This window comes from Pseudodesulfovibrio senegalensis (genome assembly GCF_008830225.1).
Classification (GTDB): Bacteria; Desulfobacterota; Desulfovibrionia; order Desulfovibrionales; family Desulfovibrionaceae; genus Pseudodesulfovibrio; species Pseudodesulfovibrio senegalensis.
The window spans coordinates 130,581-157,499 of the sequence record NZ_WAIE01000004.1; the positions used below are offsets into that span (position 1 = coordinate 130,581).

Genomic DNA, 26,919 nt, shown 5'->3' on the forward strand with positions numbered 1-26,919 from the left:
ATGACGCTCATACCCGTGGCCGGACCGTCCATTACCCAACTGGAAATTGACTATGTGGCCGATGCCGCAGCACATTCATGGGGTGACAATGCCAACACCTACTATGAAAGATTTCATGCTGCGTTTTCCGAGTATGTCGGGGTACGCCATGCGGTAAGCCTGCCGTCTTGCACGTCTGGGTTGCACCTCTCGCTTGCCGCCCTCGGGATAGGACCGGGCGATGAGGTTATTGTTCCGGACGTTACCTGGATCGCTTCGGTTGCTCCTGTCAGGTATGTGGGGGCTACTCCTGTTTTTTGCGATATTGACCCTGATACGTGGTGTCTTTCCGTCGACAGTTTCAGGGAGTGCATTACGGAAAGGACCAAGGCCGTTGTGCCCGTTGAGATATATGGGAGCATGCCGAACTGGGACGCGTTGCTCCGGGTTGCCCGTGAACACGGCATTTCAGTAGTTGAGGACGCCGCCGAAGCCTTTGGGTCCCAATATGGAGGCAAAATGGCCGGTTCGTTTGGTGAAACCGGTTGTTTCAGCTTTCATGGTTCAAAGACCGTGACCACCGGAGAGGGTGGAATGCTGGTTACCGATGATTCGGACCTGTTCGATCGCATCCTCTTTTTGCGAGATCACGGACGAGTGCCCGGGGATGTGTCCTTTGTGAATGCCGAGGTTGCCTTCAAATACAAAATGAGCGCTATGCAAGCGGCAATGGGCCTTGCTCAGGTTGAAAGGGCTCAAGAGCTTGTGAAGAAAAAGCGTACTGTCTTTGGATGGTACCGCGATCGGCTGGAAGGGGTCGACGGCATTTTTCTCAACACCGAGCCCGAAGGCGTGCTCAATAGCTATTGGATGTCCACAGTGATCCTTGATCCCGGCTTCGGGTTGGACAAATTTGATGTGATCAGAGAATTGAAGGCGCGGGGAATTGCAACTCGTCCGTTTTTTTCTCCTCTGAGTTCGCTCCCGGCGTTTGCTGCCTCGGAACAGGCCAAAAGAGCGTCTGGACGCAATATAATAGGGTATCGCATCAGCAGGTATGGAATCAATCTTCCCTCTGGATTGCAGCTGCAGGAGACTGATGTACGCAGGGTTTGCAATGCGCTGAAAGAAATATTGGGGGGTACGCCGTGGAAGTAGTCATTTTGTGCGGCGGATTGGGAACCCGTCTTCGCGAGGAAACCGAGTTTCGCCCGAAGCCGATGGTCAATATCGGACATAGGCCGATTCTATGGCACATCATGAAAATATACGCCCGATACGGTCATGTCGATTTTGTTTTACCCCTCGGATATAAGGGAGAAATGATTCGTGATTATTTTGTCAATTATCGCTGGATGAATAACGATGTGACCATTGACCTTGGTAACCCGGAAAAAATATGCACGCACAACTGTCACGAAGAGTCTGACTGGAAGATCACGTTGTCGGATACCGGGCAGGCGACATTGAAGGGGGGGCGCATCAAGCGTATTGAAAAATACATTACCAACGATACGTTCATGATGACGTATGGTGACGGAGTTGCGAATGTCGACCTGGACGCGCTGCTTGATTTTCACTACGCTCACGGCAAGATCGCCACCCTCTGCGGAGTGAGCCCGGCCCAGCAGTTCGGCGAGTTGAAGGTCAAAGGTTCGCAGGTCCTGTCGTTCAGTGAGAAACCCCAAAAGCTGAACACCAATTTGATCAATGCCGGGTATTTTGTGCTCAACAAAAGGGTGTTTGATTACTTGCTCCCTGATGAAGACTGCGATTTCGAGTATGGACCGCTGGAGCAGATCGCCCGGGACAACGAGTTGATGGTTTACCGCCATGATGGTTTCTGGGCATGCATGGACACGCTCCGCGACACGGAAAAGTTGAACAATATATGGAAGCAGGGCACTGCCCCATGGAAGATATGGTAGCCCATGTTTGATTCTTTTTTTGATAAGCGCCGCGTCTTCATAACCGGGCATACCGGTTTCAAGGGGGCATGGCTCGTGCTCTGGCTCAAGAGCATGGGTGCCCATGTCGGGGCGTATTCACTTGAGCCTCCCGGGCATCCCTCCCTTTGGGAGTTGGCCTGCGTCGAGAAGGATGTGACACGTCTTGGGGGCGATGTCCGCGATGAACAAAAACTGACTTGCGCAGTCAGGAAATTTGCGCCGGAAATCGTAATCCACATGGCAGCCCAGTCTTTAGTCCGCCCTTCGTATGCCGATCCTTTGACGACTTTTTCCACCAACGTGATGGGGACCGCGAACGTTCTGGAAGCGGTTCGCCATACAACGGGTGTTCAGGCCGTTATTAACGTAACAAGTGACAAATGTTACAAAAATTCTGGAAAGAGAGTTGCTTTTTGTGAAACGGCCCCCATGGGTGGGAGAGATCCGTATTCGGCCAGCAAGGGGTGTGCCGAGATTGTGGCCGAGTCATACCGCCAGAGCTATTTTGCTTCGAGTGAAACGGCCGTGGCTTCCGTCCGTGCTGGCAACGTCATTGGTGGTGGCGATTTCGCCCGGGATCGGCTGATACCGGATATGGTCCGAGCTTTCATACGCGGAAAGGCTGTGTCCATCCGTTGCCCGGACGCCATCCGTCCATGGCAGCATGTTCTGGATCCTTTGGCGGGCTATTTGTCGTTGGCCAAGGCCCTTTGTGAAGCAGGGCAGGAATACTCAGGCGGTTGGAATTTTGGTCCTGACGCAGACTCCGCGCTTACCGTGAGTGACGTTGTGACGTGCTTTGCACGGTTGTGGGGCGATGGCGCTGCCGCCTTGCTCGATGAGCAACAACATCCGTATGAAGCGGAGTGTCTGATACTTAACTGCAGCAAGGCAAGGGATGTCCTTGGCTGGCAGTCGAAAGCCGGTTTTCCTGAGGCAATTGAACTGGTCGCCCAGTGGTACAAGGGATGGAACGACGGGGTGGATGCACGAAGGTTGACCCTTGATCAAATCTGCCAGTTTGAGGAATTGTTGTGATAATAACCCCACTGCCGATTTCTGGCCTGTATCAGGTCCAGAGTGAACCTTTTCGTGACGCGCGCGGTCAGTTTGCGCGACTGTTTTGCCTCAGGGAACTGAGCGAAACTGGTCTTGAAATGAATGTTGTTCAGATCAACCATTCGTCGACCAAGAGTGTCGGGACTGTTCGAGGAATGCACTTTCAGCAATATCCTTGTGCGGAAAAAAAGATCGTCCGTTGTCTGGCCGGAAGATGTTTTGACGTTGCCGTGGATTTGAGGCCTGATTCAAAGACATACCTGAAGTGGTTCGGTACGGTTTTGTCTCCGGATAACAACAAAGCGCTGTATATACCGGAAGGCTTTGCACACGGATTTCAGGCTTTGGCCCCCGACACGGAGATGCTGTACCTTCATTCGGAGTACTATTCGCCGGAGAGAGAGGAGGGGGTGCGGCATGATGACCCTGTGGTGAAGATAGAGTGGCCTCTGCCTCCTGGCGACGTTTCGCAGCGGGATATGCAGCATCCGCTTATCGATGATACTTTTTCAGGGGTGAATGTATGAAGTGCCGCCATTGCCAATCACCGCTCGAAAACGTCCTGATCGATCTGGTCAATCAGCCTCCTTCCAACTCTTTTCTTACTGGCGGGCAGTTGGATGAGCCGGAAATTTTTTATCCTCTCAAGGTTTATATCTGCCCCAAGTGTTTTTTGGTGCAGCTTCCGGAATACAAGAAATCCCGAGATATTTTTTCGAACGACTACGCGTACTATTCTTCTTTTTCCAGTTCCTGGGTGGAACACGCCCGTCGCTATGTCGATATGGCGGAGGAGCGCTTTGCCCTGAGCAAGGATTCATTTGTTCTTGAAGTGGCCTCGAACGATGGTTACCTGCTCCAGTGGTTCGTAAAAAAAGGCATTCCCTGTTTGGGAGTTGAACCTTCGGGGGGGACGGCAGACGCTGCGTTCAAAAAGGGCGTGGAGAGTGTCAGGGAATTTTTTGGTGCGGCGCTTGCCAACAAGCTTGTGGAGCAGGGCAGGCAGGCAGATTTATTGCTGGGGAATAACGTGTTGGCGCATGTTCCCGATGTGAATGACTTTGTCGATGGTCTCAAAATTGCGCTCAAGCCGGGCGGTACGGTCACCATGGAGTTCCCCTATTTGGGCAATCTGGTCAGGCTGGGTCAGTTTGACACCATCTATCATGAGCACTTTTCGTATTTTTCTTTGTTTTCCGCGCAACGGATATTTGCCAGCCGGAGGTTGGTGATATTTGACGTTGAGACCTTGCCTACGCACGGAGGGTCTTTGCGGATTTTTGCCGGTCATGCAGAGGAAAACAGAGCCGTGTTAGCGTCTGTGGAGCGAATCATGGCCGAAGAACAATCTATGGGTTTTGCCACCATGGATTATTATCGAGGTTTTCAGGAGAAAGCGGACAACGTCAAGGTGGATATGCTGGATTTCCTTGTCGAGCAAAGGAAGCGAGGGAAGCTGGTCGCAGCGTATGGTGCTGCCGCCAAAGGAAATACGTTGCTGAATTATTGCGGAATTCGAAGTGATTTGATTCCATTTTGCGTGGACGCCTCTCCCCACAAGCAGGGGTTGTTCATGCCGGGCAGCCATATTCCTGTGCTGTCTCCCTCAACCGTGCGCGAACGCAGGCCCGATTATGTTGTTATTCTTCCCTGGAACCTTCAGGAAGAAATCAGGCATCAACATGCGTACATCAAGGAATGGGGAGGGCGGTTTGTTACCGCGATTCCCACCTTGCATATATATTGATCGGAACAGAACAGGCGTAACCGAAACAAGCGAATACGATGGTGTCAGAACGAATTCCACTTGTTGCTACTGTTGTGGGCACCCGCCCCGAAGCCATAAAGATGGCCTCTCTTTGCCAATGCCTTGGCGAGAGCCCCTGTGTGAAGGCAGTTCTTGTTTCAACAGGACAGCACCGTACGCAACTTGATCAGGTCTTTTCCCGGTTGAAGTTGACGCCGGATGTCGACTTGAAGCTGATGCACAAGGTCGGAAATCTAAACGGCCTGTGCGGTAAAGTGTTGGAAGAGATGGACGCTGTACTGGAAAATCTTGGACCGGATATGGTTGTTGTTCAGGGGGATACGACCACTGCTTTTGCTTCAGGCCTTGCAGCGTTTCATCGGGGCGTTCCCGTAGGCCATGTGGAGGCGGGGCTGCGAAGTGGGGACATCATGAACCCGTATCCGGAGGAAGCGAACCGGAAGTTCATCAGTTCCTTTGCGACATTGAATTTCGCGCCGACCCGGCAGGCCCGCAGGAATCTTGAAGGTGAACAGGTTGACCCTGAGTCTATTATTGTAACTGGGAATACCGTTGTGGATACGTTGCAAAGGGTTTCCAGCCAGATAACGGAGCTTCCCGTCTGTGTTGCGCGGCGCGTCGTACCCGGGCGACGAATTGTTTTGGTGACAGCGCACCGGCGTGAATCCTGGGGCGCGTCTCTTGCCCGGATTTGTCTGGCGGTGAGGAAGATCGCACAACACCATCCGGATGTGGAGGTGGTGTTCCCGGTGCATAAGAATCCGGTGGTACGGCAGATGGTCTTTCCAGCCCTTTCCGATTTGGACAGGGTTCACCTTGTGGAGCCTTTGGATTACTTCGAATTTGTTTCGACCATGAAATTTGCGGCCCTGATCCTTACTGATTCCGGAGGTGTACAGGAAGAAGCGCCCACGTTCGGGACTCCCGTGCTTGTTATGCGGGAAACGACTGAACGGTCTGAAGCAATGGAGGCCGGGACATCACTACTAGTCGGGACAGGCACGGAGGATATCGTCCTTCGTGCATCGGCATGGCTGGCAACGCCTCCCCGGTCGTCCGGACAGAGCAATCCTTTTGGGGACGGCATGGCCGCGCAGCGCATTTTGAAGGCCCTCTTGAACTGGTACGGCGGACGCCGACCCTATTTGGATCAAGAGGATTTTTTTGGCCGTTAACGCCTTGTTGCTCCTTTCGGAAGGGACGGAAGCTCCCTCAAGTCGTTGATATCAAGATATTTGTATGTTGCAACTTCCTCTTCGCGTATGGGGGGAGCTGACAATTTTTCCAGATTGTACTCCGGGGCTGGTTTCATTTTGCCATCTATCGGACTCAGCCCCCGGATGGCACGGCTGTATGCATTTGCAGCCCTGATCAATTCCGCACTTTTGGCGTGTTCCTGTGTTTTTGCATGGAACATTCTGTTGAAGAATCGGAATTGAATGACAATTTCTTTTTCTGAGAAATGCCTGCCTGTCCAAAATTCGTGTAGGTTTGTCAGCTTTCCTCCAGTCAGTTCGCAAAGCCGTTTGCGAATGAGGTCGGAGCTGCTTCGAAGGGCATTTTGTTCTTTCATGCCAAGTTTTTGCGTCATCTTTTGTGCTATGATGTCGCGTATTTGGAGGACCCCCTCGCTTTGGGTCAGGCAACTAAGGGGATTGTACGAGCGCATGTATTCGAATGCCGGTATTTTGGTCGATATGCAGGATAACTCTGGAAATGCTTTTATCTTTCCTTCAAACAGATCAAATATTCCGATCAGATAATCGTTGAACCCATATATCATGGGCAGGGTGGCTTCGGGGTCGTGCTTTTTGAAGTCCATGTCAAAGAGATTTTGGTAGCGCCTGAGCAGATATTTCTTTCGTGATACGCTGTATGTCGTGGCAAATGGCCATTCCGTGAAGTACTGTAGCCGTTCCAGCGGGTCATCCATTTCAATGCTGAAGGAATGGAAAAGCGTTGCCCGGATGTAGTTTTTTTTCCGTTCGTCCATGTCCACCCGGTAGCCCAATGCCAAGACGTAGTCCGGGTTGTCCCTGAGATGGTCTTCACCTTTCCGGATCACATCCATATCCAGATAGTCGTCATCGGCTCCCATGACGACGTATTCGTCGTCCACGCTTTGCAACGCGTCTATGAAGCGATGGGTGTACGGCGTTTTTTCGTCGTATTGTCGGAGGGTGATCTTCAGTTTGCCGTTGTATTTTTCTGCTACGGAAATGTTCTTTTTTGCCATGCTAGTTTCACTGCCGTCTGCAATGACAATGGGCGTCCCCGGTGCGGTTTCGGAGAAGTATTTTAAGACAAAGTCTAATGAGTAAGGTCTGTTGCGTGTAGGTATAAAGAGCGTGGCCATGATGGAGTCCTTATTTTTGGGCCATGTTTTCGCCGAATGGAATATTGCCTGATCCAGACTTTAGCCAGAGCCGCAAATAGGAAAGTCCGTTGCGGGACTGTTGCTCGACGGTTTTGAGTTCGGGCGTTGTTTTTTGGATGAGGTCTTTTGGGGATTGAACGATTCGTAAGATGGCCTCTGTTAATTGTGGCAATGAAGGTTCAATCGGAAGGCAGGCTTCAGGAACACCAAGCTGGTCAAAGGTGTTTTTTACCTTGGTGTCGTATGCAAAGCCTGCTGTCGGTACGCCGAGGCGCCAAGACAGAATGCAAGCGTGCAGACGCATGGAAATCATCGCCGAGCATCGGGAGATTGCCTGAATGGTGGTTGAGTGACTTGATTTTGCAAGCATTTCTCGGGTTGCCGTTGGGGGAAGCCTGCGAAACAAATTCTGTATCATTTCCGTGTCTGCGTTTGTCTGCAACGGAATGCCCACGAGTTTCACAGGCGTTGTTTCGGACAGTGATGTTATTGCCGCAGCTAGGTTGTTCATCAGTGGTTCCAGATCATGATACGGCCATTGGCGAAGATTTATGCCGAGGGTGATTTTTCCGTCTTGTAAAGGTCCTGTGTCCATTTGGTATGGGGCCAAATCCAGGGCAAAGACCGGGTCAGGAAACAGGTTTACCGATTTTGACCAGCCCGGAATTGAGAGCAGCAGCTTTCTGGAGCTTTCGTCACGAACGGAAATGGTGGTTGCTTGTTCTCCGAGAAAGCGGACCGTGGAGCGTGCGTCATCCGAGTCGAGCGGTCCGACACCCACTCCATAGACATGGACCGGCCTGTTGTGGATTGCCCACATAAGCGGCAATTTCCCATAGCCGGTTATCGACCACGGAGAAGGTGAGAACAGGCCGGGGATTCCTCCTTGGGCTTCAAAGGAGTAATCGTGCCACAGCCCTCCTCCTCCGAGGACAAGGGAGGAGGATCGGCGGGCCTCTTCGTTGCTTTTGTCCAGTTCGTGTCGGGGTATTGTTCGCAATCCGTGCATGGCGGCCGCGTTTTTCGGATCCTCGGCCGCAACGGTAAATTCGACGGAGGCGTCCGGGGTGTCCACGTTGTTCACCATGGACTGCAGAATGAGTTCGTCTCCGAGGTTTTCTCGCCCGTAGTATCCCGCGATTGTAACGTTTGATTTTTTCGTCGGTGCGTCTTTTGTGAGCCAGCTTTTCGTGCACGCAAGCGTGTCTGCGGCATCAAAAAAGAGACGCGCCCGTTTTTCACTCGACATGCCATAGGGGTTGCTGAGACTGCCATCCAAAAGGGCGAGCAGAAATTTAGCCCGGATTGTTGCGCTGTAAAACCGTTTGAAGCTGGCATGCACTTCCCGTGAAAGTGACAGCAGTCTGTCCGCGTCCCGAAGCACTTCAAGTTTTTTTGCGGCTTCTTCTTGCGAATTGACACAGATGGCACCCGGCAGCAGGCCGTTCAACGTGTTGCCGAAGCTGAGGATGGGCATACCTGATGCCGCATATTGAACAACTCTACTTGGAATTTGAAATGATCCCAGTTTTTCGAGCCCTTTGAATGAGTATACAGAGTCTGCATAGTCGGAAAAGTGTTGAGGGATATTCAACCCAATTTTGAAGTTGCAAAATGTTTTGCTGACGAGTTTTTCCGTGTTGTTTATGTCTTTGATGACACCCCCGTGCAACCCCATGGGGTCATCCCCGATACGGCCGAAGGTGCGCGTCCTCGCAGGGAGAGCCGCTATAGTTTCATATCGGGCTTTACGACCGGCCCCTGTGCAGTTGCCCCAGAAAACAACGTCAAGTGCTGATTTTTCTGGGTTGTAGCAGTATGGGAAGAAATCAGAAGAGGTCCAAAACGGAAAGTTTATTCCGGGTTGGTGACCTTTTGCCGTATAAAAATCAAGAATATTTTTTGACCCGCAATTGAGCACTAGATCGTATTCATCAACGACATGCTTGTACAAAAAATCATAGAGCACAGGGTCGTCTGGAAGCCAGACAACGGTGAACACTCCTTTGGCCTTTGCTTCTCGCACCAGTTTGGGCGGCAGGGCTGCTGCCCTGATAACGAACAGTACATCAATTTTATGGTCGATAGCCAAGTGCAGTTTGTTTCTGATTTTTTCAATGTCCCCTTCATCCTTCGGGAGGTCGTGCCCGCCCCACACAGGACCGGTTGAAAGGATTTGACACCCTTCGTTTTTCAGAGCCTGATGCAGGCTTCGATTGACATGGGCCTCCATAAGGGAGCCAAAAAGGCATATTGATATGGACATTGTCCCTCGCCTGCTATGTTTTTTGGGGAAAAGTAATTTGCGTTTTTTCTTGTGTTTTTAACGCAAATTCACCCTGAGAATTTTTTTCCACCAGCCTTTCAAGAGAAGCGACGTCTATCGCCTGATTTTTGTTCAGATCAAAAGTGGGTAGCTGGTAAAATAGTGGAAGATGTTCCTGAACCAACCCTTGGCAGGGGATTGTGTGATGGGTGTATTCCTCAATGCTTTCGTTGCGTTTGTTGCCCAGTTGGAAGGCATACAACGCCTCGTCAGAATGAAGTAGCAGGGGGACATCTTGGCTTCTGTTTATATCATTTGTTCCGTGCTGGGCACAGAGTTGCGGGTGTGTATGCTTCAAATCATCCCGCATGGTCGCATCGTCAATGGGAATGTGAATAGACTCCCCGTTGGCAAAAATCCTTGGTGCTGAGCGTAATCCCCAGTAGGGATGGGTAAGCGTGCTGTGTTTTTTTAGGAGGGTGGCGACGGCCCATGTGTGTTTTTTGATTTTGATAGATTGTACTGCAGAACAGAATTGGTTTAGCCTCGTAAGGGAAATTCCTCCTTGCGCAGGACGGAAGACGACGGCCCATTCGTTTTCATATTTTGTTTTCGTATCTTCATGCACCATTGTGTTGGCCCAATCCATTTCCGCCAACATCCTTTCCTTTATGCTTAAATGCCCTTGGGAGTATGCTGGAGGAAGGAAGGGGAGATTTGAGGTCCCCACAATGGCCGTCGTAGTGATGTGAGGCGACTGTTTACTGACTTTGAGTGCATAATCAAGAATATATTGTGCTATTGATGGCGATGATAATAGCTGTTGTTCTCGGAGATCACGGTATGCAAACGATAATATCATTAACATATGGGAACTCCAAAATTGTAACATCCTGAATCTATTATCTTTGTTGCTTTTTCGAAATCACTTTCCGTGTCTATATCTATGAGTTCAACGGGGTCGTTGATGATTTGGCAATGCCGCCAGTGCAGATTTGATAGGACCAAGTCATGACCTGTCATGTTTCCAATTCTTTTGAAGAAGATGTTGTGGTTTTCGTTTGGTTCTGCGTTAGAAGAACGTTGGCACATATTTTCATCATAGATATTGTCGAATGAGGTTTGGGGAACTGCCACGGTAAAGAAGCTTCCTGATTTTTTGGCCTTTTTCAAATATTTCTGCATTTTGATGGCGTTTCTGAATGGAGACGTCGGGTAGAGTTCAATCCAGGTTTTTACAGGGTATTCCTGCTGAAGCAGCCACTTTTGCGCGTAATAGGTGGCGATTCCTGGAGACACTTTATCGGTCGCGAGTTCGGGCGGTCTCAGGAAGGGGATTTCTGCTCCGTACCGTTCGGCTGTCTTGGCATATTCAGCGGAGTCCGTGTTTACTAGAATCCTGTCTGCCCCCATGCTTCGGGCAATGGCGATAGTATAACCCATGAGCGGTATGCCGCATAAGGGTTTTATGTTTTTGTCTTTCAAGCGGCTGGAGCCGCTTCGGGCTGCGATATGGATTACCGTTTTGTCGCACTTTCTGCCGGAGCGTTTGATTTCATCGGATATGCTTTTCAATGTGCCTGGGAAATATCTGTCGACAATTTTTTGGCACCAGTCTTGCGGTCGCCTGACGAAAGGACGTTGTTTTTTCATTTTTCAACACTCTTTGGACAATTGATGGAGGGAAGGACATTCATATACGTATTCCCTTGACGATAAACAGCAGGTTTGTGTGCGTACCTATCTGTATCGTTTTTATGTCTTTAAATTCGACCAATCCTTCATATCGCTTTCTTATGGCCTGTTCGTCCGTGAACCAGCGCACGTGAGATGCCGAGTTGAAATTTGGAACGCTAAATATTAAAGGGATGCCAAGGGGGAGTTTCTTAAGAACGGTTAGGTCGGCATGGATGTGTTCCAATGTTTCTAGGCAAACAACGCAATCGAAGTCTTTTGTGGGGATTGCATCCTTCACGATGTCCACAATTTCGAAAGATAGTTTTGGACAATTATTACGAGATATTTCAATGCCTTTTGCGCTAAAGTCCAGGCCCAAATAATCCGGAGTGGGGTTAAGGTGGTCGTGGATCATGGCCGCGAATTGCCCCGGTCCGCAACCGAGTTCAAGGATGCTTTGAGGGCAGATTTGCCGAAGTAGATCCATGGCCGCTATCCAGGCCGGATAGTAAAAGCAGTTTTGGTAGTGCTTATGATAGGCCTGTTCAGCTCCACCGTTGGTGAATAGATTGTCGTAAAAATGGCTTAATTGTTCCTTGCCCATGCTTGATTCCCTTCTTTTTTCTTAACAGAATGTTCTGCTTTCAGCATCGCCCGCCAGTCCCTTGTTTATTACGATTTACGAAAATCAGACGTATGTTCTCGGCATCTTTGGACATGGTGCTTTGAGGGTGGTGATATTACTTTTTCCCATGATTTCCCGGGGCCTAATTGGGGAGCACTTCCCGGTACAGGTCTTCAATATCCTGAATGTGTTTTTCCATGCTCATGAAGCTGATGTCTTCAAAATAGGACAAAGGGTTTTCGTTCAGCAGAATGTCCAGCAGTTCGTCTTCGGAGCGGGCATAGTACCCTGTCTGGTTCTCTTCCACCCATTCCCCTGCGGTCTTGTTGTTCATGACCACCGGGGTCACTCCGGAAAATAGGTAATCGAAAAGCTTGTTGGGCAGGATGCTGTTCAGAAAGGTCAGGCGCTTTTCTTCCAGTATTTCTGATATGTTGAAAGCAGCCAATCCCCATTGGTACTGACTCATTTCTCTGAGGAGATCCGCATAGGGGATATGCTGGTGGAAGTGGAAGAGGTCCGAAGATTCATTCAGTTCAATGTATGTGCCCTGTACGCGGGGGTTGAAACTGGAACAGTACACATGGACATGTATGCCGTTGTCGGTGATTTTTTTGAATAAAGGATAGTAATTTCGGTATTCGAGTGGATAGATGCCCGCGTCAAGGAGCATGCCTTGATACACGAGATGGTTTCCCGAAAGTTTGTCCATGCGTTCGCGTTTTATTTCGTCGACTAGGCAGTAGCAGGGCAGGGAGACTAGCCGCTTGGGGGAGTAGTAGCGGTGGACGACATCCATCATGGTCGTGCTGACCACTATGGCTCCGTCGCTTTCCTCAAAACAGCATTTTTCCGTCACCAACTCTTCGGGGGCCATCTTTTGGCGCAAGCCTCTGAAGTCGTGGCAGTCAAAAATGACTGGGCAGTCGTCAGCATTGCGGATAGCAACTTCTGTAGGTTCGTTTGGTTCGTTGTGGCCGTGGATGACATCCCATTTTTTTTGACGAACTATGGCGGCCAGTTCGTTTAGGTTTTTATATGTGTATATGTCGCGGAACTGTTCCCGGCTGGCAGGCTGGTTTGTGATTTTTTCGCAAGCCAAGTCTATGGTATGACCACGTTTGCGCAGGGCCACCGCTTCTTTATAGGCTCGGGCGCACGGATCTTCGTGGATAAAAAGAATGTTCAAAGAATCCTTGGTCATTTTGAACTCCTTGTTTGCTTTTACATCGTTAGTGGCGCAGGATGCGTTTTTGCAGGTCTTGGGCTACCCGTAGTCCGGCGTGGCCGTCCCATAGCGGCGGTACCGAAGGCTTTTTCCCCCTCTGGTCCAAAGCTGTCGCAAAGTTATGTGGAAGAGTTTCGGGTTCTACCAGTACATTGGTGCCGATGGAGCATGTCACCGGACGCTCCGTGTTGGGGCGAATGGTGAGACACGGAATCCCAAGATACGTGGTTTCTTCCTGAATGCCGCCCGAATCGGTAATTACGGCCCGGGACCTTTCCACCAGCGAAAGGAAATCAAGGTAACCAAGCGGTTCGGTGAGCGTGATTCTGGTGTCGGCATCAATTGATGGTAGGAGGGATGCTGCCTCAAGGCGTGCGCGGGTGCGCGGGTGCAGCGGCATGATAACCCTAGTGTCTTCTGCCAGATCATGAAGGGCTTGCATCAACGAATTGAGGCGTGAGGGGATATCTACATTGCCCGGTCGGTGCAGCGTGACCACGCAGTACTTATCGGGCGTCAGGCCGTATTTTTTCCAAGTGCGTTTACCTTGAATGGTCGGCAGCATCTTGACCAGCGAATCGATCATGCAGTTACCGACAAGAGTAATATTGTTTGAGTCAATGCCTTCGTTGCTGAGGTTCTCATCTGCGTCTGCCGAGGGTGTCCACAGGATGGATGATAGCCTGTCGGTAAGTTGACGGTTGATTTCCTCGGGCATGGTGGGATCGAAGCTCCGCAGTCCCGCCTCAAGGTGTGCCACGGGTACATGCAGTTTGGCTGCGGCCAGTGCGCAGGCAAGCGAGGAATTGACATCGCCTGGCACAATGCACAGATCGGGTTTGTCGTGGAGAAGGTACTTCTCATAACGAACCAGTGCATTCGCCACTTGGTGGCCGTGACTTCCCGAGCCCACCCGCAGGTTTATGGCCGGATCAGGAAGGGCAAGGTCTTCAAAAAGGTTGCGAGACAGGGCGTAGTCGTAGTGCTGCCCGGTGTGGACGATGCGCAGCTCAAATTTGTTCACCGTGGTCAATGCATGATACACGGGCGCGACCTTAACGAAATTGGGCCTTGCAGCCACCACAAGATGTATGCGTTTTTTGTTTATGTGCATTGGATGTCACGCCCCCAGATGTCCCATAAAGGCAAGCCTGTTTTTTGACGCCATGGTTTCGATTTTAGCAGCGTCCGCAGATTATGTGTCGGAAAAAACTACCTGCCGGGGAAGGTTAGCAAAAAGCGAACCAACATTCACCCACTAATTGATTCATGGGGTTCATAAGGATAAAGGGAACCGCGGCCTGAGGGCAGGTTCAGTCCTGAGAGCGTTTCTTTTCAAGCCATTCTCTGGCCCTGAGGGTCAGTTCGGCCGAGTAGGACAGCAGAGCGTTGAATGCCCCGGGATCATGCAGGCCCACTTCGCGGTCATGGTGGGACCGAACGCTGTACAGTGTTTTGGGAATGTGCAGGAAACGTGCGCCGTTCATGGCGAAGCGCAGGTAGCATTCGTGGTCGTCGGCCTTGGCCTGTTCGTCGTAATAGCCGAATCGTTCATGCAGTGAACGTTTGTAGAGGGTGGCCACGCCGCACAGATACCAGTCCGCAAAGCTTTTTTCAAAATCATAATCCGGCAGCTTGAATTCCCGCAGGATGCGGTGGCAATCGTCAATGACGAACATGTCCGCGTAGGTGAAATCGGCCTCGTCGCGTTCCAGCGGGGCGGCCAGCGTGGAAAACATCTGCGGGTGGCAGATGTCGTCCGAAACCACGAAGGCGCAGAATTTCCCCGTGGCCTCGCGGAAGCCCCGGTTGTAGGTCCATGTGGATCCCATGTTCCTTTCGTTGAATATGGCCTTGATGGTGCGGCCCTGCTGCGGATAGCGGGGGTAGACAGCGCGTTCCACCGTGCCTGTTTCCTCGTTGTAGCGAGCCGCGTGGGAGGCGGTGTCGTTTTCCACGCCGTTCAGATACTCGGTGATCACGCGCCGGGAATCGTCCGTGGAGCAGTCGTCCACAATGATCAGCTCGATGTTGTCATGGTCCTGAAAAAGGATGGAGTCCAGACACGCCTCAATGTACTGGGCGTGGTTGTAGCTGGGCACGATGACGGATATTTTTTCCATGGTCGCATCTCGCTTTGGGCGCTGCTTGGATGTTTCAATGTAACTAGCTTGGAAAAATAGTTTTTTGCAATCCATTTGTCAACGAACAGCATTGGTGGAAGGGGAAATGAGCGTCGCTCGTCTCCGCAGGCACGGAGCAAACGATACCGGGGCCGGAACAGATGTTCCGGCCCCGGTCGTTTTCATTTCGTTCGTCCTCGCCGTCCGGGCGCTGCCCGGCAGGATCAGTGCATTTCTTCCTTGCGTTCCCAGTCTGCCACTTCTTCTTCCTCGGGCACTTCTTCCCAGCCCGAGAACATGGCCGCCACATGGGCCGTGATGGTGTGGCCGGTGGTTGTCATGTACACATGCACGATCAGGAAGATCAGGATGGAGAAGCCCCCGACAAGATGGAGCAGGGCGACCACTTCAAGGCTGAGCCACGAAAGGCCCCAATCCGCCCAGTCATTGTAGCCCCAGTACAAAAAGCCCGTGATCATCTGGAAGGGCAGCAGCAGGGCCGTGAGCGACAGGTAGGTCAGCCGCTGCATGGGGTTGTGCTTGGCGTTCTTGCTCTTGTGCACGGGGTGGGGTTCGCCCTTGAAGATGCCGGAGGAGTAATACCTCGCCACCTCGAAGAGTTTCTTGGTGGTGGGGATGTACTGCCGGTATTCGTGGGTCACGAACATCCAGAAGGCAAAGAAGAAGAACATGCCCAGCCATGTCAGGCCGAGGATGTTGTGCAGATCAACGGCCTTCATGAATCCGAACAGCGAAACCGTGCCATGCACCTCGAAGCCGGTGAGCAGCAGCAGGATGATGATCACGGCCTGAAACCAGTGCCAGAACCGTTCGAACTTGGAGTACAGGTATATCTTTTTCATGCGATGTTGATTCATGGCCTAGCCCTCCTTCCTTTTGAGACCGGAGACGAAGCGCATGATGCCGTGGATGAAAACGGCGAGCAGCGCCGCGCCCGTGCCGAACCATCCCGCCGCGTCCACCAGTTCGAAGGTGTCGCGCGCGGGCATGTAGAAGCCGGTGAGGTTGTTCAGCCGGCTTTCTTTGCTGTGGCACTGCGCGCATTGAAGCGCATTTTCGCGTGGCGCGACCATGTGTGTGGTCGGGAAGGCATAGGCCGTTTCAATGAATCCGTATTCACCGCTGTAGTCCTGCCCGGCGTAGTCCATGCCGGATTTGATGGCCTTTTGCCAGTCAAAGGATTTCCAGTAGGCGTTCTTGTCGTTCTTGTTCCTGGGGAACAGGTGCGGAATGACCATGATCTTGTTGATCTTGTCATACGGCGTCTTGCCCCGGTGTACCTTGAAGGGCATGATTCGCGAATGGGGATCCCCGCGCGAGCCGTTGGGCTTGTTCAGCCAGACTTCCGATGTGGGATCGATGGGGTCTTCCACGGTCACGTGGGCCATTGTGCCGTCGAACCAGTAGTATTCCGGAACCACGTCCTTTTCCCATATGAACGAACCCTTTTTCTTGACGAAAACGGGCTTGCCGTCCGGTCCCTTGACCTTTGCCTTGCCGTCCATGAGCTGTCCGGCCGTGGACCAGTCCCACCACATCTTGGTGGATTGGGCGCGGGCGAATTCGGGAATGTGGCACGACTGGCAGGCCACCTTGTCCGTATGGTCGTTGAGCTTGGCGTCCATGCCGCCGCTGATGTGGGGCTGGGAGCCGTGGCAGGATTCGCACATGATCTTGTCGCCAAGGTCGTCCTGCAGCAGGCTTTTGCGTTCCAGCGCCGCCGGCTTGTCATAGATGCGGCCCGCGATGTGGTGATTCCTGGTGGTATGGCAGCGCACACAGGTGAACTCCTGTCCGCCGGATTCGCGCGACCCCATGTGCACGTCCAGATTCTTGGCGGGTTTGACCAGCGAGGAATCGAGGTCCCCGTGTTTTACGGCATCGGCCCCGCCGCCGTAGAAGTGGCAGGTGCCGCAGTTGCGCCGGGCAGGGCGACCCACGCTCTGGGACACTTCGGCCCAGTTCGGTGCAAAATAGGTCTTGCCGTTGCTTTTGAAAACTTTGCCTTTCTGCTTGCCCGGGTTGTCCGGGTCTTCGATGTAGGGCGCCGGGTATCCCGCGCCGGAGGGGAATTTCTTGTAGGTTCCGGTCTGTTCATGGCAGACCAGGCAATCGACCCGCTCCTGTGATGAGAAGTCGAAATTCTTGTCCTTCCAGCCGTAACCTGCGTGGCATGATGTGCAACGAGCCTCGTTGCTTGCGGTGTTGATTCAGAAGTTGTTGACGGAAATGCCGCCCTTGCCCAGTTTGGTGGGCTTGCCGTTTTCATCGAAGTCGCGCCATGTCCAGTGAATCGTCTGGTGGAACTGGAGCGCGGCCTGGTTGTGACAGCCGAGGCAGGTTTTGGTGACCTCTTCCGGCTTCATGGTTTTTTGTTGTTCCGGGGTGAACTGCAGTTGTTTGAACTTGCTGTGATCGGCTGTGATGGTGCGCACCAGAGGCTTGGCCTTGGTGGCCTGAATGGCCATTTTTCTGCCGGGCGCGTCTTCGTGCCCGGTGGCCGCGATTGCTGTGCCCGTGAAGGCGAACAGCATCACCGCGCCGGTGATGATCCATCGCCATGAGTTCGGTTTCATGTGTTCCCTCCTTGCTGACCCGTTTGCTCCGCTGGAGCGTCCCCGTGAGGTGGACAGATAAGAATACTTGTCTACAATGTATGCATGGATTTGATATTCTTGTCCAGAATTCTGGGTTTATAATAAAAGGAGTTGTCGCTGTGACGCCCGGCCTGTTTCCGGCATCGGGCCGGGTGTGGACCCGCTGGTTTTTTTATGATTTGATCAGCGCGTTTTGGCGACGGGTTGTGTCTTTTGATGAAATAATAACAATAAACGGCTGGAAAATAATGGAAAATATCCCCAACTGTCCCCAGTGCGACTGTGAATATGTATACTCGGACGGCACCATGCTGGTATGTCCGGAGTGCGGTTTTGAATTTCAGCCCGGCGATGCGGTCGAAAAAGACGCTGCAGAACCGGCGGCGCGGGTTTACAAGGACGCCAACGGCAACGAACTCAAGGACGGCGATACGGTCATCATCACGCAGGACCTGAAGGTCAAGGGCGCATCCTCGCCCATCAAGAAGGGCACCAAGGTCAAGAACATTCGGCTTATCGAGCCTGCGGACGGCGTGCATGACATCGACTGCAAGGTGCCGGGCTTCGGTGCCATGCTGCTCAAGACCTCCATCGTCAAGAAAGGCTGATCCGCAGGCGTTCGGGGCATGGTCCCGCCGTCTTCCCAACACCCGGAGGAAACATGCGGCTTTCGGTTCTCGTGGACAACAATACGCTCATCGACAGGTACTTTCTGGGCGAACCCGGATTGAGTTTTCATGTGGAGGATTGCGGCAGGAACGTCCTGTTCGACGCCGGATACAGCGACGCCTTTCTGCGCAATGCCCCGAGAATGGGCATTGACCTGCGGCAGTTGAATGCGGTGGTGCTCTCCCATTCGCATGTTGACCACAGCTGGGGCCTTGCTCCCCTGTTTCGCATGTTTACGGAGTCCATGATCGAAGGACTGGCGTGCCCCCGGCCCGAATTCGTGGCGCATCCCGAGGTTTTTCTGAGCCGCCATGTGGACGGGCTGCCCGAGATCGGGTCCTTTTTGCAGCAGGATGCGGTGAGCCGTTTTTGCGACATGAATCTGTCCCGCGAGCCGGTCTGGCTCACGGATGATCTGGTGTTTCTGGGCGAGATTCCGCGCAACAACGATTTCGAGTCCCTTGAGCCGCTGGGAACGGTGCGGCATCCGGACGGCGAGCGCGACTGTTTTGTGCGCGAGGATTCGGCCATGGCCTGCCGGACCGATGACGGCCTTGTGGTCATCACGGGCTGCTCGCACGCGGGCATCTGCAACATCATTGAACACGCCCGCGCCGTGTGTGGCGAACAGCGCGTTCGTGACGTGATCGGGGGCTTTCATCTCCAGAACCCGCCCGAGCGCCAGATGCAGGGCACCATGGATTATTTCGAAGCTCTGCGGGCTGAACGGGTGTTTGCCTGCCATTGCACGGATCTGGCCTCCAAAATCCGGCTCGCGCGGGTCGCGAACCTGTGCGAGGCGGGCGTTGGGTTGCAGTTGGAGTACTGAGGCGGGCATGGGGCGTGCCGTCTGAATGCGACAATGCCGTGAGAATCGGTTTTTCCCTTTTGCTTTTTGGCCGTTCGATGCTAGATGCTCGGCAGGCTCGTGTGTCTGCACCATAAACCACAAGGAAAATCCATATGAAATCATTTCTGAAAGTATTGATGCTTCTGGTGGCCGTGTCTTTTGCCGCTCATCCGGCCTGTGCGGACGACTATTCCGAAACAAAGAGGATGTTTGCGGACGCCGGGGCCTCGAACATGTTTGATTCCGCATACGGCTACGCCCTGTTCCCGACCATCGGCAAGGGCGGCTTCATCGTGGGCGGCGCCTATGGCGAAGGCCGCGTTTATGAGCAGGGCAAATACATTGGCGACACGTCCATGACGCAGGCCACCATCGGATTCCAACTCGGCGGCACCGGCTACAGCCAGGTGGTGTTCTTCGAGGACAAGCGCGCCCTGCGTGAATTCACCAGCGGCAATTTCGAATTCGGGGCCGAGGCGCAGGCAACGGTGATCACGGCTTCGGCGGGCGCTTCCGCCAACACCAGCGGCAGCTCGGCCACGGCCAGCGGCGGCAAGAACAACGCCAGCACCGGCGGCAACGGCTATACGAACGGCATGGCCACCTTTGCCATCACCAAGGGCGGCCTCATGTACGAGGCCAGCATCGGCGGCCAGAAGTTCAGTTTTGAGCCGAAGTAGCCATTGAACCGGGCCTTGTCCACAGCAAATAAAAGCCCCTGCGCAAAGTGCGCAGGGGCTTTTTCATGGATATTGATTTACCTGGCGGCCAGAGGCTGGTGGCCAGTGTAAGCCGTTGGTTGCACATTGGTTTTGAAGACCAAGATATGTCCGGCTATTTCCCGTAAAGCTCCAGAAAGGAATGCTGACCGTTTTTTTCGCCGTTGATGAACAGTTGGATGTTCTTTTTGATCTCGTCGCGGATGGCGCGTACCTGATTCAGCTGTTCCTCGTGGCTGCCCTGCACGGTGGCCGGGTCCGCGAACGGAATGTGCAGGCGGTGGACCATACCCGGGAAGACCGGACATTGGCCGTCGCTTTCTTCGCATACGGTGATCACGTATGTATAGAGCCTGCCCTGTTTGTAGAGGTCGAATACCGATTGGGTGGGCTTGTCCGAGAGGTCGATGTTTTCCTCTTTTATGACTTCGATCACCAGCGGATTGATTTCCGTTGGTTCAAAGCCTGCGCTTTCGACCTCGAAAACATCGCTGCCGAGTTCTTTGAGGTATGCTTCGGCCATCTGGCTGCGCGCGCTGTTGTGGACGCATATGAACAGGACTTTTTCCATGTCGTCTCCGGGAATGTTGTTGTTTGTGCGGGCCGCCATTGCCGGCACGTACGCCAAAATGTGAATTTCGGCTTGTGCCAAACTACAACCCCGGTCGCACAGGTCAACCCGTCCGGCCATTTTTCACTGAATTGTGACAAAAGGCCCTGCGTATGGTTGCGCAGGGCCTGATTTGCACGGGCGGATTGCGGGAGGAACCGGACAGAGGGTCGGCCCCGCATGTGTTTTTATTGCAGCAGGGTTGTGGCCTCGTCCATGATGACCTGCCCCTTGGGGTCGCTGTCCCGGTTCAGCCGGTGCCCGGCCCCGGGTACGATGATGAGCTTTATGTTTTTGCCTTCCGCGGTTGCCTTGGCCACATACTCCTCGGCAAGTTCCGCCGGGGTGTTGTTATCGTCGGCCCCGGCAATGACCACGAACCGGGCCTGCGGGGCGAGGTCGTCCACGTATTTGATGGGCGAAAGGGAATTGCGCCATGCGTGATATTTTCTGCCCTTGCGGCGTGCTGCGTGGTGCCGCCATTTTACCACGTCCGCAGGCAGGCAGACCATGATGCCGCCTTCAAGCAGATCCGGGTTCAGGGCGGCCACCAGCGCCACAGTGGCCGCGCCACCGGAATGTCCTGTCATGAATATGTGGTTTGTCCCGTATTGTTCCTTGATGGCTTTCACTGCATCAGCAACACGGTTCATGCTGGATCGCGTGTACAGGTCGCCTTTCCTGTTGTCGTGTTTGCCTTTGGATTTTCTTCCGTCAATGGAGCATCCGGGTCTGGCCAATGTAATGGCCACGATCCCTTCGCCTGCCAGCTCTTCGGCAAAGGGAACCATGTAGTCGGCCTTTCCGCTGTCGCCGTGCGTTACGATCATTATTTTCGTGTCTGCGGCAATTAAAGCCGGTGTCCCGAATACCGTTGCCTGCAAACCCTCGAATTCGGCAGGCGTTCCTGAGGCCTGAGCCTGATGACTGATCGCGAAAGTAAGCATCAATGTCATTGCGGCAGTGGAAAGTGCGTGTAAAAAGACTTTTTTCATGGAGAACTCCGCGAGGTTGGGGTGGCTACTGTTTGGCACCGTCGGTTACTATATGTTTTCAGCCCGTGATTCAACAGCATGATAGATTGTGCCGCACAACATTTTCGCAGGGCGGTGAAGCACGGTTGACGCGATTGCCGGGCCGGACTATGGGTTTCGGGTTTTGTCGTTTCGGCACGGCTGGCGTTGGCCGGGGCGGCTGTCTGGGGAGGAACTCGGCGACTGTTGCGCGTAACTTTTTTCATCAATTATTCGGGCCATGAATACAATATACGATCAAATCTGGGAAGCGGCGTTGCCGTTTCAGGACAAGCGGGACGATGCCGGGCATGCTGCCGTGACCTACGGTTTTGCCCAAAAGCTGGTTTCGCTGGCGGGCGGCGATCCGCAGGTGGTTTTCCCCGCCATCATCTTGCACGACACGGGCTGGAGCCGTCTGACCCGCGAGGAGCGGTTCGTCATTTTCAGCCCCACGGCAACCCGCGAGGACGAACTGGCCGTGCGCTACCGGCATCAGGACGAGGGCGTGGCCATTGCCCGCGAGATTCTGGGCGAACTGGCGTATCCCGAAGAGTGGACCACCGAAATTCTGGAGATCATTTCCCAGCACGACACCCGCGACCATTTCATCTCCCATAACGAGGGCATGGTGCGCGACGCGGACAAGCTGTGGCGTTTTTCGGACATCGGTTTCGGTGCGGACATCGAACGGTTTGAATTTGAGCCGGATTTTCTGCACGACAGGCTTGTGGGGCAGATTCCCGAACCGTCATTCTTTTATTCCGACATGTCCCGGGAACTGGCTTTGGAAGAACTGGCCGCACGCAAGCAGGAATATGCCGCGCGCATGCCGCTGGGCGGCGCGGAAGAATCCGTTGCCGAGATCATGAAGTAGGTGAATGTTTTTTGGGGAGGGGAGTTTTGAAAAGCTCCCCTCCCCAAACCCCACCCCGCAAACTTTTTAGCGCTGCGGCCAGTGCTGCAAAAGCAGCACTGGCCGCAGTTTTTGGTCTGGGGCTGCAAAACGGATTGGGGCTATTTTTCCGGTGCGGGCAGGTCGAACGGCTCGGGATAGATGAAGCCCACGAACCCGAGCGCAGCCAGAGCCATGCCGTATTTTTTGGTGATGCGCAGCACGGCCACCTCAAAGGTCATGGGCCGCGATTGCGTCAGCCCGCGTATGTCCAGCTCGTGGTTCAGGGACCGCGTGAGTTGCGCACGGGCGTTTTCGCGGGCCTGTTTTTCGCTGATGCCTCCATCCTTATATATGTATTCATACTCGGCAGCGAACCCGCCGATCTCCACGCCCTTGGAATTCTTGGCCCATACGCGGCCCACCCCGGCTGCGACGGTCTGTCCTTTGACGCCGCCAGCCTTGGCCATGATGGTTTCCAGCACCGATCCGTGATGGATGAACGGTTTGACCTTTTCCAGCGGCACCTCGTAGGACTCGGGCGGCAGCACCGAGGTGTAGTAGACCACGTTGAAATTCTCTATGCCCGCGTCCTGCAGGGCGAGATCGTAGGAAAACGTTTCATAGGGATCCGGCTCGATGCCCTGGTCGGACTGGCCGGTTCCGGTGGTGGCGAAATATGCCGTGGGAATGCGCGGTCCGAAGTTTTGCGCCGTGGCCGGTGCGGCCAGCGCAAGGGACAGCGCCATGAGCATGAATCCGAAAAACAGTCTGTTGCGCATGGTAGCCTCGCAGGTTGCGGTTTTCAGGTAAACCGCAGCATAGCGCGCATGTGTCGTGGGGAACAACGTGGTCGCGCCATTTATAAGCGGCGGGAGGATCCCCTAGTTGCGGCGCGCGTCCATGGCCTGATGATACACGGAATACAGGGCGTCCATGGTGGCGGACAGGGTGAACGTGCTCTCGAGCCGTTTTCGCGCCGCTCGCCCGTATTGATCGGCCAGCTTCGGGTTGTCCGCAATGCGGCGTATCGCGTCCGCCAGTGCGGGAACATCGGCGGGCGGAACCACCAGTCCGGTCTGTTCGTGCTGGTTGACCCAGCCCGTGCCCGAGCCGGGGATATCCGTGCTTATCAGCGGCTTGCCGAAGAGCATGGCCTCCAGCAGCACGATGCCGAAGGCTTCGCCCCGGTCCACCGAGGGCAGGCAGAACAGGGTGCAGTCGCGCATGAGCTGCAGCATTGTGTCATGAGAAACGGCTCCGGGCAGCGAGACCCGGCGCTCCAGCCCTCGGGTGCGCACCAGCTCGCGAATGGCCGGCAGGGTTTCCCCGTCTCCGGCCAGCACGAACTGCGCCTGCGTATACCGTTCCGCTGCGCGAACGAGATGTTCGAAGCCCTTGTAGAAGGTGAATCGGCCAAGGGAGAGGACCATGGGCTGCCCTGGTGGTGCCGTTGTTTTTTCGGCATTGTCGGGCATGGAGTAGTTTTCCGGCCGGATGCCCAGCGGAATCACAGTGCATTTGTCGGCAAAGGGGCGCAGGTGCGGGCTGTGTTTCAGATACGGCGGCGATGTGGCGATGATGGCGTCCGCGCGTTTGAGCATGGCCCGTTCAAACAGCGCGTATGCCGGGTAGGCCATGCGCACGAACCGGCTGGTGCTGGCCGCGCCCACGTCCGCCTGCCAGTGGACCACCACCGGGATGTCCGCAGGCAGCAGCATGGTGAAGAGCACGGCCGGGTTGGGCAGGTGCATGTGGATGACATGGGGTCGAAACCTGCGGCACAGGGCAGGCAGCTCGCGAACCATGCCCGGCGCCAGCGGCACGAAAGGAATCTTTGCGCGCACGCACAATCTGGTTACTTCAATGCCGTTGTGTGTTTCCGTGCTTCGGGGTATGCCGGGGGAGCCGTGATGGCAGAGTACATGGACCCGGTGTCCGTCCGCGGCCTGTTGCTCGGCCAGATCACAGGCATACCGTTCCATGCCCCCGCGTTCCGGCGGATAGTATTTGGTTACATGAAGTATGCGCATGGTCGGGTCAACATAGGTCAAGAGCGTGTTTCGTACAAGCGCGCCCAGAGCCGCCAAGGAAAACGACGCATGAAACGATTGCTGGTCAACGCTGTTCCGCTCACCGTGGTGGGAACCGGCATAGCCCGATACCTCGGGGGGCTGTATGGTGCGCTCGAACAAGAGGCCGCCGGGGAATTCGAGGTGTGGTATTTTGACGGGAGCACGGTTTCGCGAACCATGCCCGCTCCGGGCGTGCCCGGCATGCGCGAGCGCATCGGCCGCATCCTGTGGCGCATGCCATGGCCCGTGGCATATGGGGCTCGCCTGCTGGACCATGCGCGCATGGAAGCCGCATTCACCCGTGCGGCGCAAAATTTCGACTGCTATCACGAGGCCGGGTATTTTCCGTTGAACACGGGGCAGAGCATGCGCACCGTGCTGACCATTCACGACATGTCACTCATGCGCCATCCCGAGTGGCATCCGCGAGAACGCGTGGAATACTGGAAGCGCCGGTTTTTCGACCGCCTTGACCGCGTCGATCATATCCTTGCCATATCCCGATTCACCCGTGATGAAATCGTGGACCTTTTGGATTTTCCCGAAGAACGCATTACGGTCACCCCCCTTGGCGTGGATCACAATACATTCAATATGAACGACGATGCTGAAGCCGACCATGAGTTGAACAAACTCGGCGTGCCCGAGGATTTCGTGCTCTTTGTGGGCAGCGGCGACCCGCGCAAGAATCTGGACGTGGCGCGGAGCGCCGTGGGCCGGGTGCAGCATCAAATGCCGCTGGTGGCCGTGGGCTGGAGCGGCTGGGAGCCCGGGACAGGCGGTGTGCTGGGGCTGGGTTATGTTTCGGACAGACTGCTGGCCCAGCTGTATCGCCGGGCGTCCGTGTTTGTCATGCCCAGTTCGTATGAGGGATTCGGCCTGCCTGTGGTGGAGGCCATGGCCTGCGGATGCCCCACGCTGGTGGCCGATGCAGGGAGCCTGAGCGAAGTGGGCGGCGATGGCGTGCATGTTTTCGGCGAGGCGCAAAATGTGGGCGCATTGGCCGAAAGTATAGAGCAGACGATGGGTTCTAAGACGTTCATGGATGCACTGCGTAAAAAAGGGGTGCAGAGGGCGAAATCCTTTGATTGGCCGAGCTGCGCGCGTTTGAGCCTGCAAAGATTTCGATGAGCCTCAACCCCATCGAAATGCAGTACAAAGTGAAAAAAAATATTGACATTGGATAAATTGGGCGTAATCTGTCGGGGAAATCGTATGAAATTGAGAAGTGTCAGACGATTTTTCATGTGGGTTGAGGGATTAGAAGGAAGTTTTTGAAGGATCGAAAGAAGAAGGAAGGAAGGATGAAAAAATTTCTCGCAGCAGTGGCGGTTCTGGCCGTCCTGAGTTTTGCGGCAACAGCCATGGCTGAAAACAATGGTCAGAAAGTTGCCAACAACGACATTGTTCGCGCCACTTCGAACGTGGCTGCCAGCATGGTCCAGTCCCGCGTGGCCAACATCGTGGCTCCCAAGCCGCTCGGTCTCAGGGCCAGCAACTCCGTGGATGCCAACGGCAACTTCAACTTTGCCGCCAACGCCAACGAGTTGGGCATTTCCTCCGGTGATGCCGGTTACGACTTCGGCCTCTGGGGCATGGGTCAGTACACCACGTTTGAAAGCACCGCGTCCGGTGCCAAGTACGATGCCGACATGTACAACATCATGATCGGTTTCGACTGGCGCGCCACTCCCGAATTCCTGATCGGTGTTGCCGCCGGCTGGGGTTCCCTGGACCTCGACAAGAAAGACTGGAGCGGCGGTACTGACGACGGCAAGCTCTCCACCGACGACGAGTGGACCATCATGCCGTACATGGCTTACAACATCACCGACACCTGGATTCTGGACGGTGCGTTCGCCTACACCTCTTCCGAGTACAAGGACGACGACGGAACCGATTCCGCTCATTACGATTCCGACCGCTACCTGACCAACATCGGTATCTCCAAGTACTACCTGTATGATGCTTGGACCTTCAGCGGTCGCTTGGGTTACATGTATGTGCATGGCGACCTGAGCTCCTACTCCCGCGGTGCTGCCGACATCAACCAGACCGACAGCTATCTCGGCCAGTTGAGCCTGGAAGCCAAGGCTGCCTACTTTGTCGACGGCTGGGAACCTTACGCCGCTCTGAAGTACTTCTACGACACCACCGTTTCCGACATCCCGGTCAACTCCGACTACGACGAGTTTGAAGGTGTGCTGGGCGTGAAGTGGTATGCTTCCGATCAGTGGAGCCTGAACCTTGAAGGCGGCGCCACCATGGGCCGTGACAAGTACGAGGCTTACCGCGGTCAGGCTTCCGTCCGCTACGAGTTCTAGAATCAGCCTCACAAGTGAAGATAAAGCAGGCGGCGTAAGCCGCCTGCTTTTTTTTGTGCGACATCACGGACTTCCCCGTGGTGCGTTGACGGACC

Annotated in this window: 26 protein-coding genes; 12 read left to right on the plus strand and 14 right to left on the minus strand. The window is 54.2% G+C overall.

Annotated elements, in window-relative coordinates:
- Genes F8A88_RS10595 through wecB (F8A88_RS10620) form a run of 6 tightly spaced genes read left to right on the plus strand, consistent with a single transcriptional unit; the run spans position 1 to position 5,930 of the window.
- Positions 1 to 1,137, plus strand: a complete 1,137-nt coding sequence (locus F8A88_RS10595; protein ID WP_151151129.1) for a DegT/DnrJ/EryC1/StrS family aminotransferase — start codon at positions 1 to 3, stop codon at positions 1,135 to 1,137.
- Positions 1,128 to 1,907: a glucose-1-phosphate cytidylyltransferase gene (rfbF, locus tag F8A88_RS10600; RefSeq protein WP_151151130.1), complete on the plus strand. Its 780-nt coding sequence runs from the start codon at positions 1,128 to 1,130 to the stop codon at positions 1,905 to 1,907. Before F8A88_RS10595 ends, rfbF begins: the two co-directional genes overlap by 10 nt.
- Positions 1,908 to 1,910: 3 nt before the next feature.
- Positions 1,911 to 2,966: a CDP-glucose 4,6-dehydratase gene (gene rfbG / locus F8A88_RS10605; protein WP_151151131.1), complete on the plus strand. Its 1,056-nt coding sequence runs from the start codon at positions 1,911 to 1,913 to the stop codon at positions 2,964 to 2,966.
- On the plus strand, positions 2,963 to 3,514 hold the full coding sequence (rfbC, locus tag F8A88_RS10610; protein ID WP_151151132.1) for a dTDP-4-dehydrorhamnose 3,5-epimerase: 552 nt from the start codon (positions 2,963 to 2,965) through the stop codon (positions 3,512 to 3,514). The genes rfbG and rfbC overlap by 4 nt, the downstream gene beginning before the upstream one ends.
- The gene (locus F8A88_RS10615; protein WP_151151133.1) at positions 3,511 to 4,734 is read left to right on the plus strand and encodes a class I SAM-dependent methyltransferase; all 1,224 of its coding nucleotides are present in this window, start codon (positions 3,511 to 3,513) and stop codon (positions 4,732 to 4,734) included. Before rfbC ends, F8A88_RS10615 begins: the two co-directional genes overlap by 4 nt.
- A 38-nt stretch (positions 4,735 to 4,772) precedes the next feature.
- Positions 4,773 to 5,930 (plus strand): non-hydrolyzing UDP-N-acetylglucosamine 2-epimerase, encoded by a 1,158-nt coding sequence (gene wecB, locus F8A88_RS10620; protein ID WP_151151134.1) that lies wholly within the window; start codon positions 4,773 to 4,775, stop codon positions 5,928 to 5,930.
- Here the strand turns inward: wecB (F8A88_RS10620) and F8A88_RS10625 are convergent.
- From F8A88_RS10625 to F8A88_RS10670, 10 genes are all read right to left on the minus strand, one after another.
- Positions 5,927 to 7,111, minus strand: coding sequence for a TIGR00180 family glycosyltransferase (locus F8A88_RS10625; protein ID WP_151151135.1), 1,185 nt, complete (start codon positions 7,109 to 7,111; stop codon positions 5,927 to 5,929). The genes wecB (F8A88_RS10620) and F8A88_RS10625 overlap by 4 nt on opposite strands.
- Before the next feature lie 10 nt (positions 7,112 to 7,121).
- On the minus strand, positions 7,122 to 9,398 hold the full coding sequence (locus F8A88_RS10630; protein ID WP_151151136.1) for a polysaccharide pyruvyl transferase family protein: 2,277 nt from the start codon (positions 9,396 to 9,398) through the stop codon (positions 7,122 to 7,124).
- Between the two features lie 13 nt (positions 9,399 to 9,411).
- Positions 9,412 to 10,047, minus strand: coding sequence for a hypothetical protein (locus F8A88_RS10635; protein WP_151151137.1), 636 nt, complete (start codon positions 10,045 to 10,047; stop codon positions 9,412 to 9,414).
- A 212-nt stretch (positions 10,048 to 10,259) separates the two neighbouring features.
- Entirely contained in the window at positions 10,260 to 11,051 is a 792-nt protein-coding gene (locus F8A88_RS10640; protein WP_151151138.1) for a cytidylyltransferase domain-containing protein, read from the minus strand.
- A 40-nt stretch (positions 11,052 to 11,091) separates the two neighbouring features.
- Positions 11,092 to 11,679 carry a class I SAM-dependent methyltransferase gene (locus F8A88_RS10645; protein WP_151151139.1) on the minus strand — a complete coding sequence of 196 codons (588 nt, stop codon included), beginning with the start codon at positions 11,677 to 11,679 and terminating at the stop codon, positions 11,092 to 11,094.
- 163 nt (positions 11,680 to 11,842) lie between these two features.
- On the minus strand, positions 11,843 to 12,904 hold the full coding sequence (locus tag F8A88_RS10650) for a glycosyltransferase (protein ID WP_151151140.1): 1,062 nt from the start codon (positions 12,902 to 12,904) through the stop codon (positions 11,843 to 11,845).
- Positions 12,905 to 12,932: 28 nt separating this feature from the next.
- Positions 12,933 to 14,042, minus strand: a complete 1,110-nt coding sequence (gene wecB / locus F8A88_RS10655) for a non-hydrolyzing UDP-N-acetylglucosamine 2-epimerase (protein WP_151151141.1) — start codon at positions 14,040 to 14,042, stop codon at positions 12,933 to 12,935.
- A gap of 199 nt (positions 14,043 to 14,241) precedes the next feature.
- Positions 14,242 to 15,051: a glycosyltransferase family 2 protein gene (locus tag F8A88_RS10660; protein ID WP_151151142.1), complete on the minus strand. Its 810-nt coding sequence runs from the start codon at positions 15,049 to 15,051 to the stop codon at positions 14,242 to 14,244.
- A gap of 224 nt (positions 15,052 to 15,275) precedes the next feature.
- Positions 15,276 to 15,929 carry a cytochrome b/b6 domain-containing protein gene (locus tag F8A88_RS10665; RefSeq protein ID WP_151151143.1) on the minus strand — a complete coding sequence of 218 codons (654 nt, stop codon included), beginning with the start codon at positions 15,927 to 15,929 and terminating at the stop codon, positions 15,276 to 15,278.
- A gap of 3 nt (positions 15,930 to 15,932) precedes the next feature.
- A complete protein-coding gene (locus tag F8A88_RS10670) occupies positions 15,933 to 17,648 on the minus strand; it encodes a tetrathionate reductase family octaheme c-type cytochrome (RefSeq protein WP_151151144.1) in 1,716 nt (571 codons plus the stop codon).
- 269 nt (positions 17,649 to 17,917) lie between these two features.
- On the opposite strand from F8A88_RS10670, the gene F8A88_RS10675 reads away from it, so the two are divergent.
- The 3 genes from F8A88_RS10675 to F8A88_RS10685 all read left to right on the plus strand — a co-directional run bounded on the left by F8A88_RS10675 (position 17,918) and on the right by F8A88_RS10685 (position 19,868).
- Positions 17,918 to 18,277, plus strand: a complete 360-nt coding sequence (locus tag F8A88_RS10675; protein WP_151151145.1) for a zinc ribbon domain-containing protein YjdM — start codon at positions 17,918 to 17,920, stop codon at positions 18,275 to 18,277.
- A gap of 53 nt (positions 18,278 to 18,330) precedes the next feature.
- Entirely contained in the window at positions 18,331 to 19,167 is an 837-nt protein-coding gene (locus F8A88_RS10680; protein WP_151151146.1) for an MBL fold metallo-hydrolase, read from the plus strand.
- A 134-nt stretch (positions 19,168 to 19,301) separates the two neighbouring features.
- Entirely contained in the window at positions 19,302 to 19,868 is a 567-nt protein-coding gene (locus F8A88_RS10685; protein ID WP_151151147.1) for a lipid-binding SYLF domain-containing protein, read from the plus strand.
- A gap of 154 nt (positions 19,869 to 20,022) precedes the next feature.
- On the opposite strand, the gene F8A88_RS10690 is transcribed toward F8A88_RS10685, so the two are convergent.
- The gene (locus F8A88_RS10690) at positions 20,023 to 20,478 is read right to left on the minus strand and encodes an arsenate reductase ArsC (protein ID WP_151151148.1); all 456 of its coding nucleotides are present in this window, start codon (positions 20,476 to 20,478) and stop codon (positions 20,023 to 20,025) included.
- A gap of 227 nt (positions 20,479 to 20,705) precedes the next feature.
- Positions 20,706 to 21,347, minus strand: coding sequence for an alpha/beta hydrolase family protein (locus tag F8A88_RS10695; RefSeq protein ID WP_161598389.1), 642 nt, complete (start codon positions 21,345 to 21,347; stop codon positions 20,706 to 20,708).
- A 424-nt stretch (positions 21,348 to 21,771) separates the two neighbouring features.
- On the opposite strand from F8A88_RS10695, the gene F8A88_RS10700 reads away from it, so the two are divergent.
- The gene (locus tag F8A88_RS10700; protein WP_151151150.1) at positions 21,772 to 22,407 is read left to right on the plus strand and encodes an HD domain-containing protein; all 636 of its coding nucleotides are present in this window, start codon (positions 21,772 to 21,774) and stop codon (positions 22,405 to 22,407) included.
- A gap of 140 nt (positions 22,408 to 22,547) precedes the next feature.
- Here F8A88_RS10700 and F8A88_RS10705 read toward each other — a convergent pair whose 3' ends face one another.
- Positions 22,548 to 23,207 (minus strand): pyruvoyl-dependent arginine decarboxylase, encoded by a 660-nt coding sequence (locus tag F8A88_RS10705; protein WP_151151151.1) that lies wholly within the window; start codon positions 23,205 to 23,207, stop codon positions 22,548 to 22,550.
- Between the two features lie 102 nt (positions 23,208 to 23,309).
- A complete protein-coding gene (locus tag F8A88_RS10710; RefSeq protein WP_161598390.1) occupies positions 23,310 to 24,458 on the minus strand; it encodes a glycosyltransferase in 1,149 nt (382 codons plus the stop codon).
- Positions 24,459 to 24,527: 69 nt separating this feature from the next.
- Between F8A88_RS10710 and F8A88_RS15770 the strand changes: the two genes are divergently transcribed.
- Together F8A88_RS15770 and F8A88_RS10725 are read left to right on the plus strand one after the other, a co-directional pair.
- On the plus strand, positions 24,528 to 25,631 hold the full coding sequence (locus F8A88_RS15770; RefSeq protein ID WP_161598391.1) for a glycosyltransferase family 4 protein: 1,104 nt from the start codon (positions 24,528 to 24,530) through the stop codon (positions 25,629 to 25,631).
- Between the two features lie 173 nt (positions 25,632 to 25,804).
- Entirely contained in the window at positions 25,805 to 26,824 is a 1,020-nt protein-coding gene (locus F8A88_RS10725; RefSeq protein ID WP_151151153.1) for an autotransporter outer membrane beta-barrel domain-containing protein, read from the plus strand.
- The last annotated feature ends 95 nt before the right edge of the window (positions 26,825 to 26,919 follow it).

What these genes read in the sequence shown, in the direction of transcription:
- F8A88_RS10595 (WP_151151129.1), top strand. Translation starts at nt 1, where the DNA reads ATGACGCTCATACCCGTGGCCGGACCGTCCATTACCCAACTGGAAATT.
- rfbG (WP_151151131.1), top strand. Translation starts at nt 1,911, where the DNA reads ATGTTTGATTCTTTTTTTGATAAGCGCCGCGTCTTCATAACCGGGCAT.
- F8A88_RS10615 (WP_151151133.1), top strand. Translation starts at nt 3,511, where the DNA reads ATGAAGTGCCGCCATTGCCAATCACCGCTCGAAAACGTCCTGATCGAT.
- wecB (WP_151151134.1), top strand. Translation starts at nt 4,773, where the DNA reads ATGGTGTCAGAACGAATTCCACTTGTTGCTACTGTTGTGGGCACCCGC.
- F8A88_RS10625 (WP_151151135.1), bottom strand. Translation starts at nt 7,111, where the DNA reads ATGGCCACGCTCTTTATACCTACACGCAACAGACCTTACTCATTAGAC.
- F8A88_RS10630 (WP_151151136.1), bottom strand. Translation starts at nt 9,398, where the DNA reads ATGTCCATATCAATATGCCTTTTTGGCTCCCTTATGGAGGCCCATGTC.
- F8A88_RS10635 (WP_151151137.1), bottom strand. Translation starts at nt 10,047, where the DNA reads ATGGATTGGGCCAACACAATGGTGCATGAAGATACGAAAACAAAATAT.
- F8A88_RS10640 (WP_151151138.1), bottom strand. Translation starts at nt 11,051, where the DNA reads ATGAAAAAACAACGTCCTTTCGTCAGGCGACCGCAAGACTGGTGCCAA.
- F8A88_RS10645 (WP_151151139.1), bottom strand. Translation starts at nt 11,679, where the DNA reads ATGGGCAAGGAACAATTAAGCCATTTTTACGACAATCTATTCACCAAC.
- F8A88_RS10650 (WP_151151140.1), bottom strand. Translation starts at nt 12,904, where the DNA reads ATGACCAAGGATTCTTTGAACATTCTTTTTATCCACGAAGATCCGTGC.
- wecB (WP_151151141.1), bottom strand. Translation starts at nt 14,042, where the DNA reads ATGCACATAAACAAAAAACGCATACATCTTGTGGTGGCTGCAAGGCCC.
- F8A88_RS10660 (WP_151151142.1), bottom strand. Translation starts at nt 15,051, where the DNA reads ATGGAAAAAATATCCGTCATCGTGCCCAGCTACAACCACGCCCAGTAC.
- F8A88_RS10665 (WP_151151143.1), bottom strand. Translation starts at nt 15,929, where the DNA reads ATGAATCAACATCGCATGAAAAAGATATACCTGTACTCCAAGTTCGAA.
- F8A88_RS10675 (WP_151151145.1), top strand. Translation starts at nt 17,918, where the DNA reads ATGGAAAATATCCCCAACTGTCCCCAGTGCGACTGTGAATATGTATAC.
- F8A88_RS10680 (WP_151151146.1), top strand. Translation starts at nt 18,331, where the DNA reads ATGCGGCTTTCGGTTCTCGTGGACAACAATACGCTCATCGACAGGTAC.
- F8A88_RS10685 (WP_151151147.1), top strand. Translation starts at nt 19,302, where the DNA reads ATGAAATCATTTCTGAAAGTATTGATGCTTCTGGTGGCCGTGTCTTTT.
- F8A88_RS10690 (WP_151151148.1), bottom strand. Translation starts at nt 20,478, where the DNA reads ATGGAAAAAGTCCTGTTCATATGCGTCCACAACAGCGCGCGCAGCCAG.
- F8A88_RS10695 (WP_161598389.1), bottom strand. Translation starts at nt 21,347, where the DNA reads ATGATCGTAACGCACGGCGACAGCGGAAAGGCCGACTACATGGTTCCC.
- F8A88_RS10700 (WP_151151150.1), top strand. Translation starts at nt 21,772, where the DNA reads ATGAATACAATATACGATCAAATCTGGGAAGCGGCGTTGCCGTTTCAG.
- F8A88_RS10705 (WP_151151151.1), bottom strand. Translation starts at nt 23,207, where the DNA reads ATGCGCAACAGACTGTTTTTCGGATTCATGCTCATGGCGCTGTCCCTT.
- F8A88_RS10710 (WP_161598390.1), bottom strand. Translation starts at nt 24,458, where the DNA reads ATGCGCATACTTCATGTAACCAAATACTATCCGCCGGAACGCGGGGGC.
- F8A88_RS15770 (WP_161598391.1), top strand. Translation starts at nt 24,528, where the DNA reads ATGAAACGATTGCTGGTCAACGCTGTTCCGCTCACCGTGGTGGGAACC.
- F8A88_RS10725 (WP_151151153.1), top strand. Translation starts at nt 25,805, where the DNA reads ATGAAAAAATTTCTCGCAGCAGTGGCGGTTCTGGCCGTCCTGAGTTTT.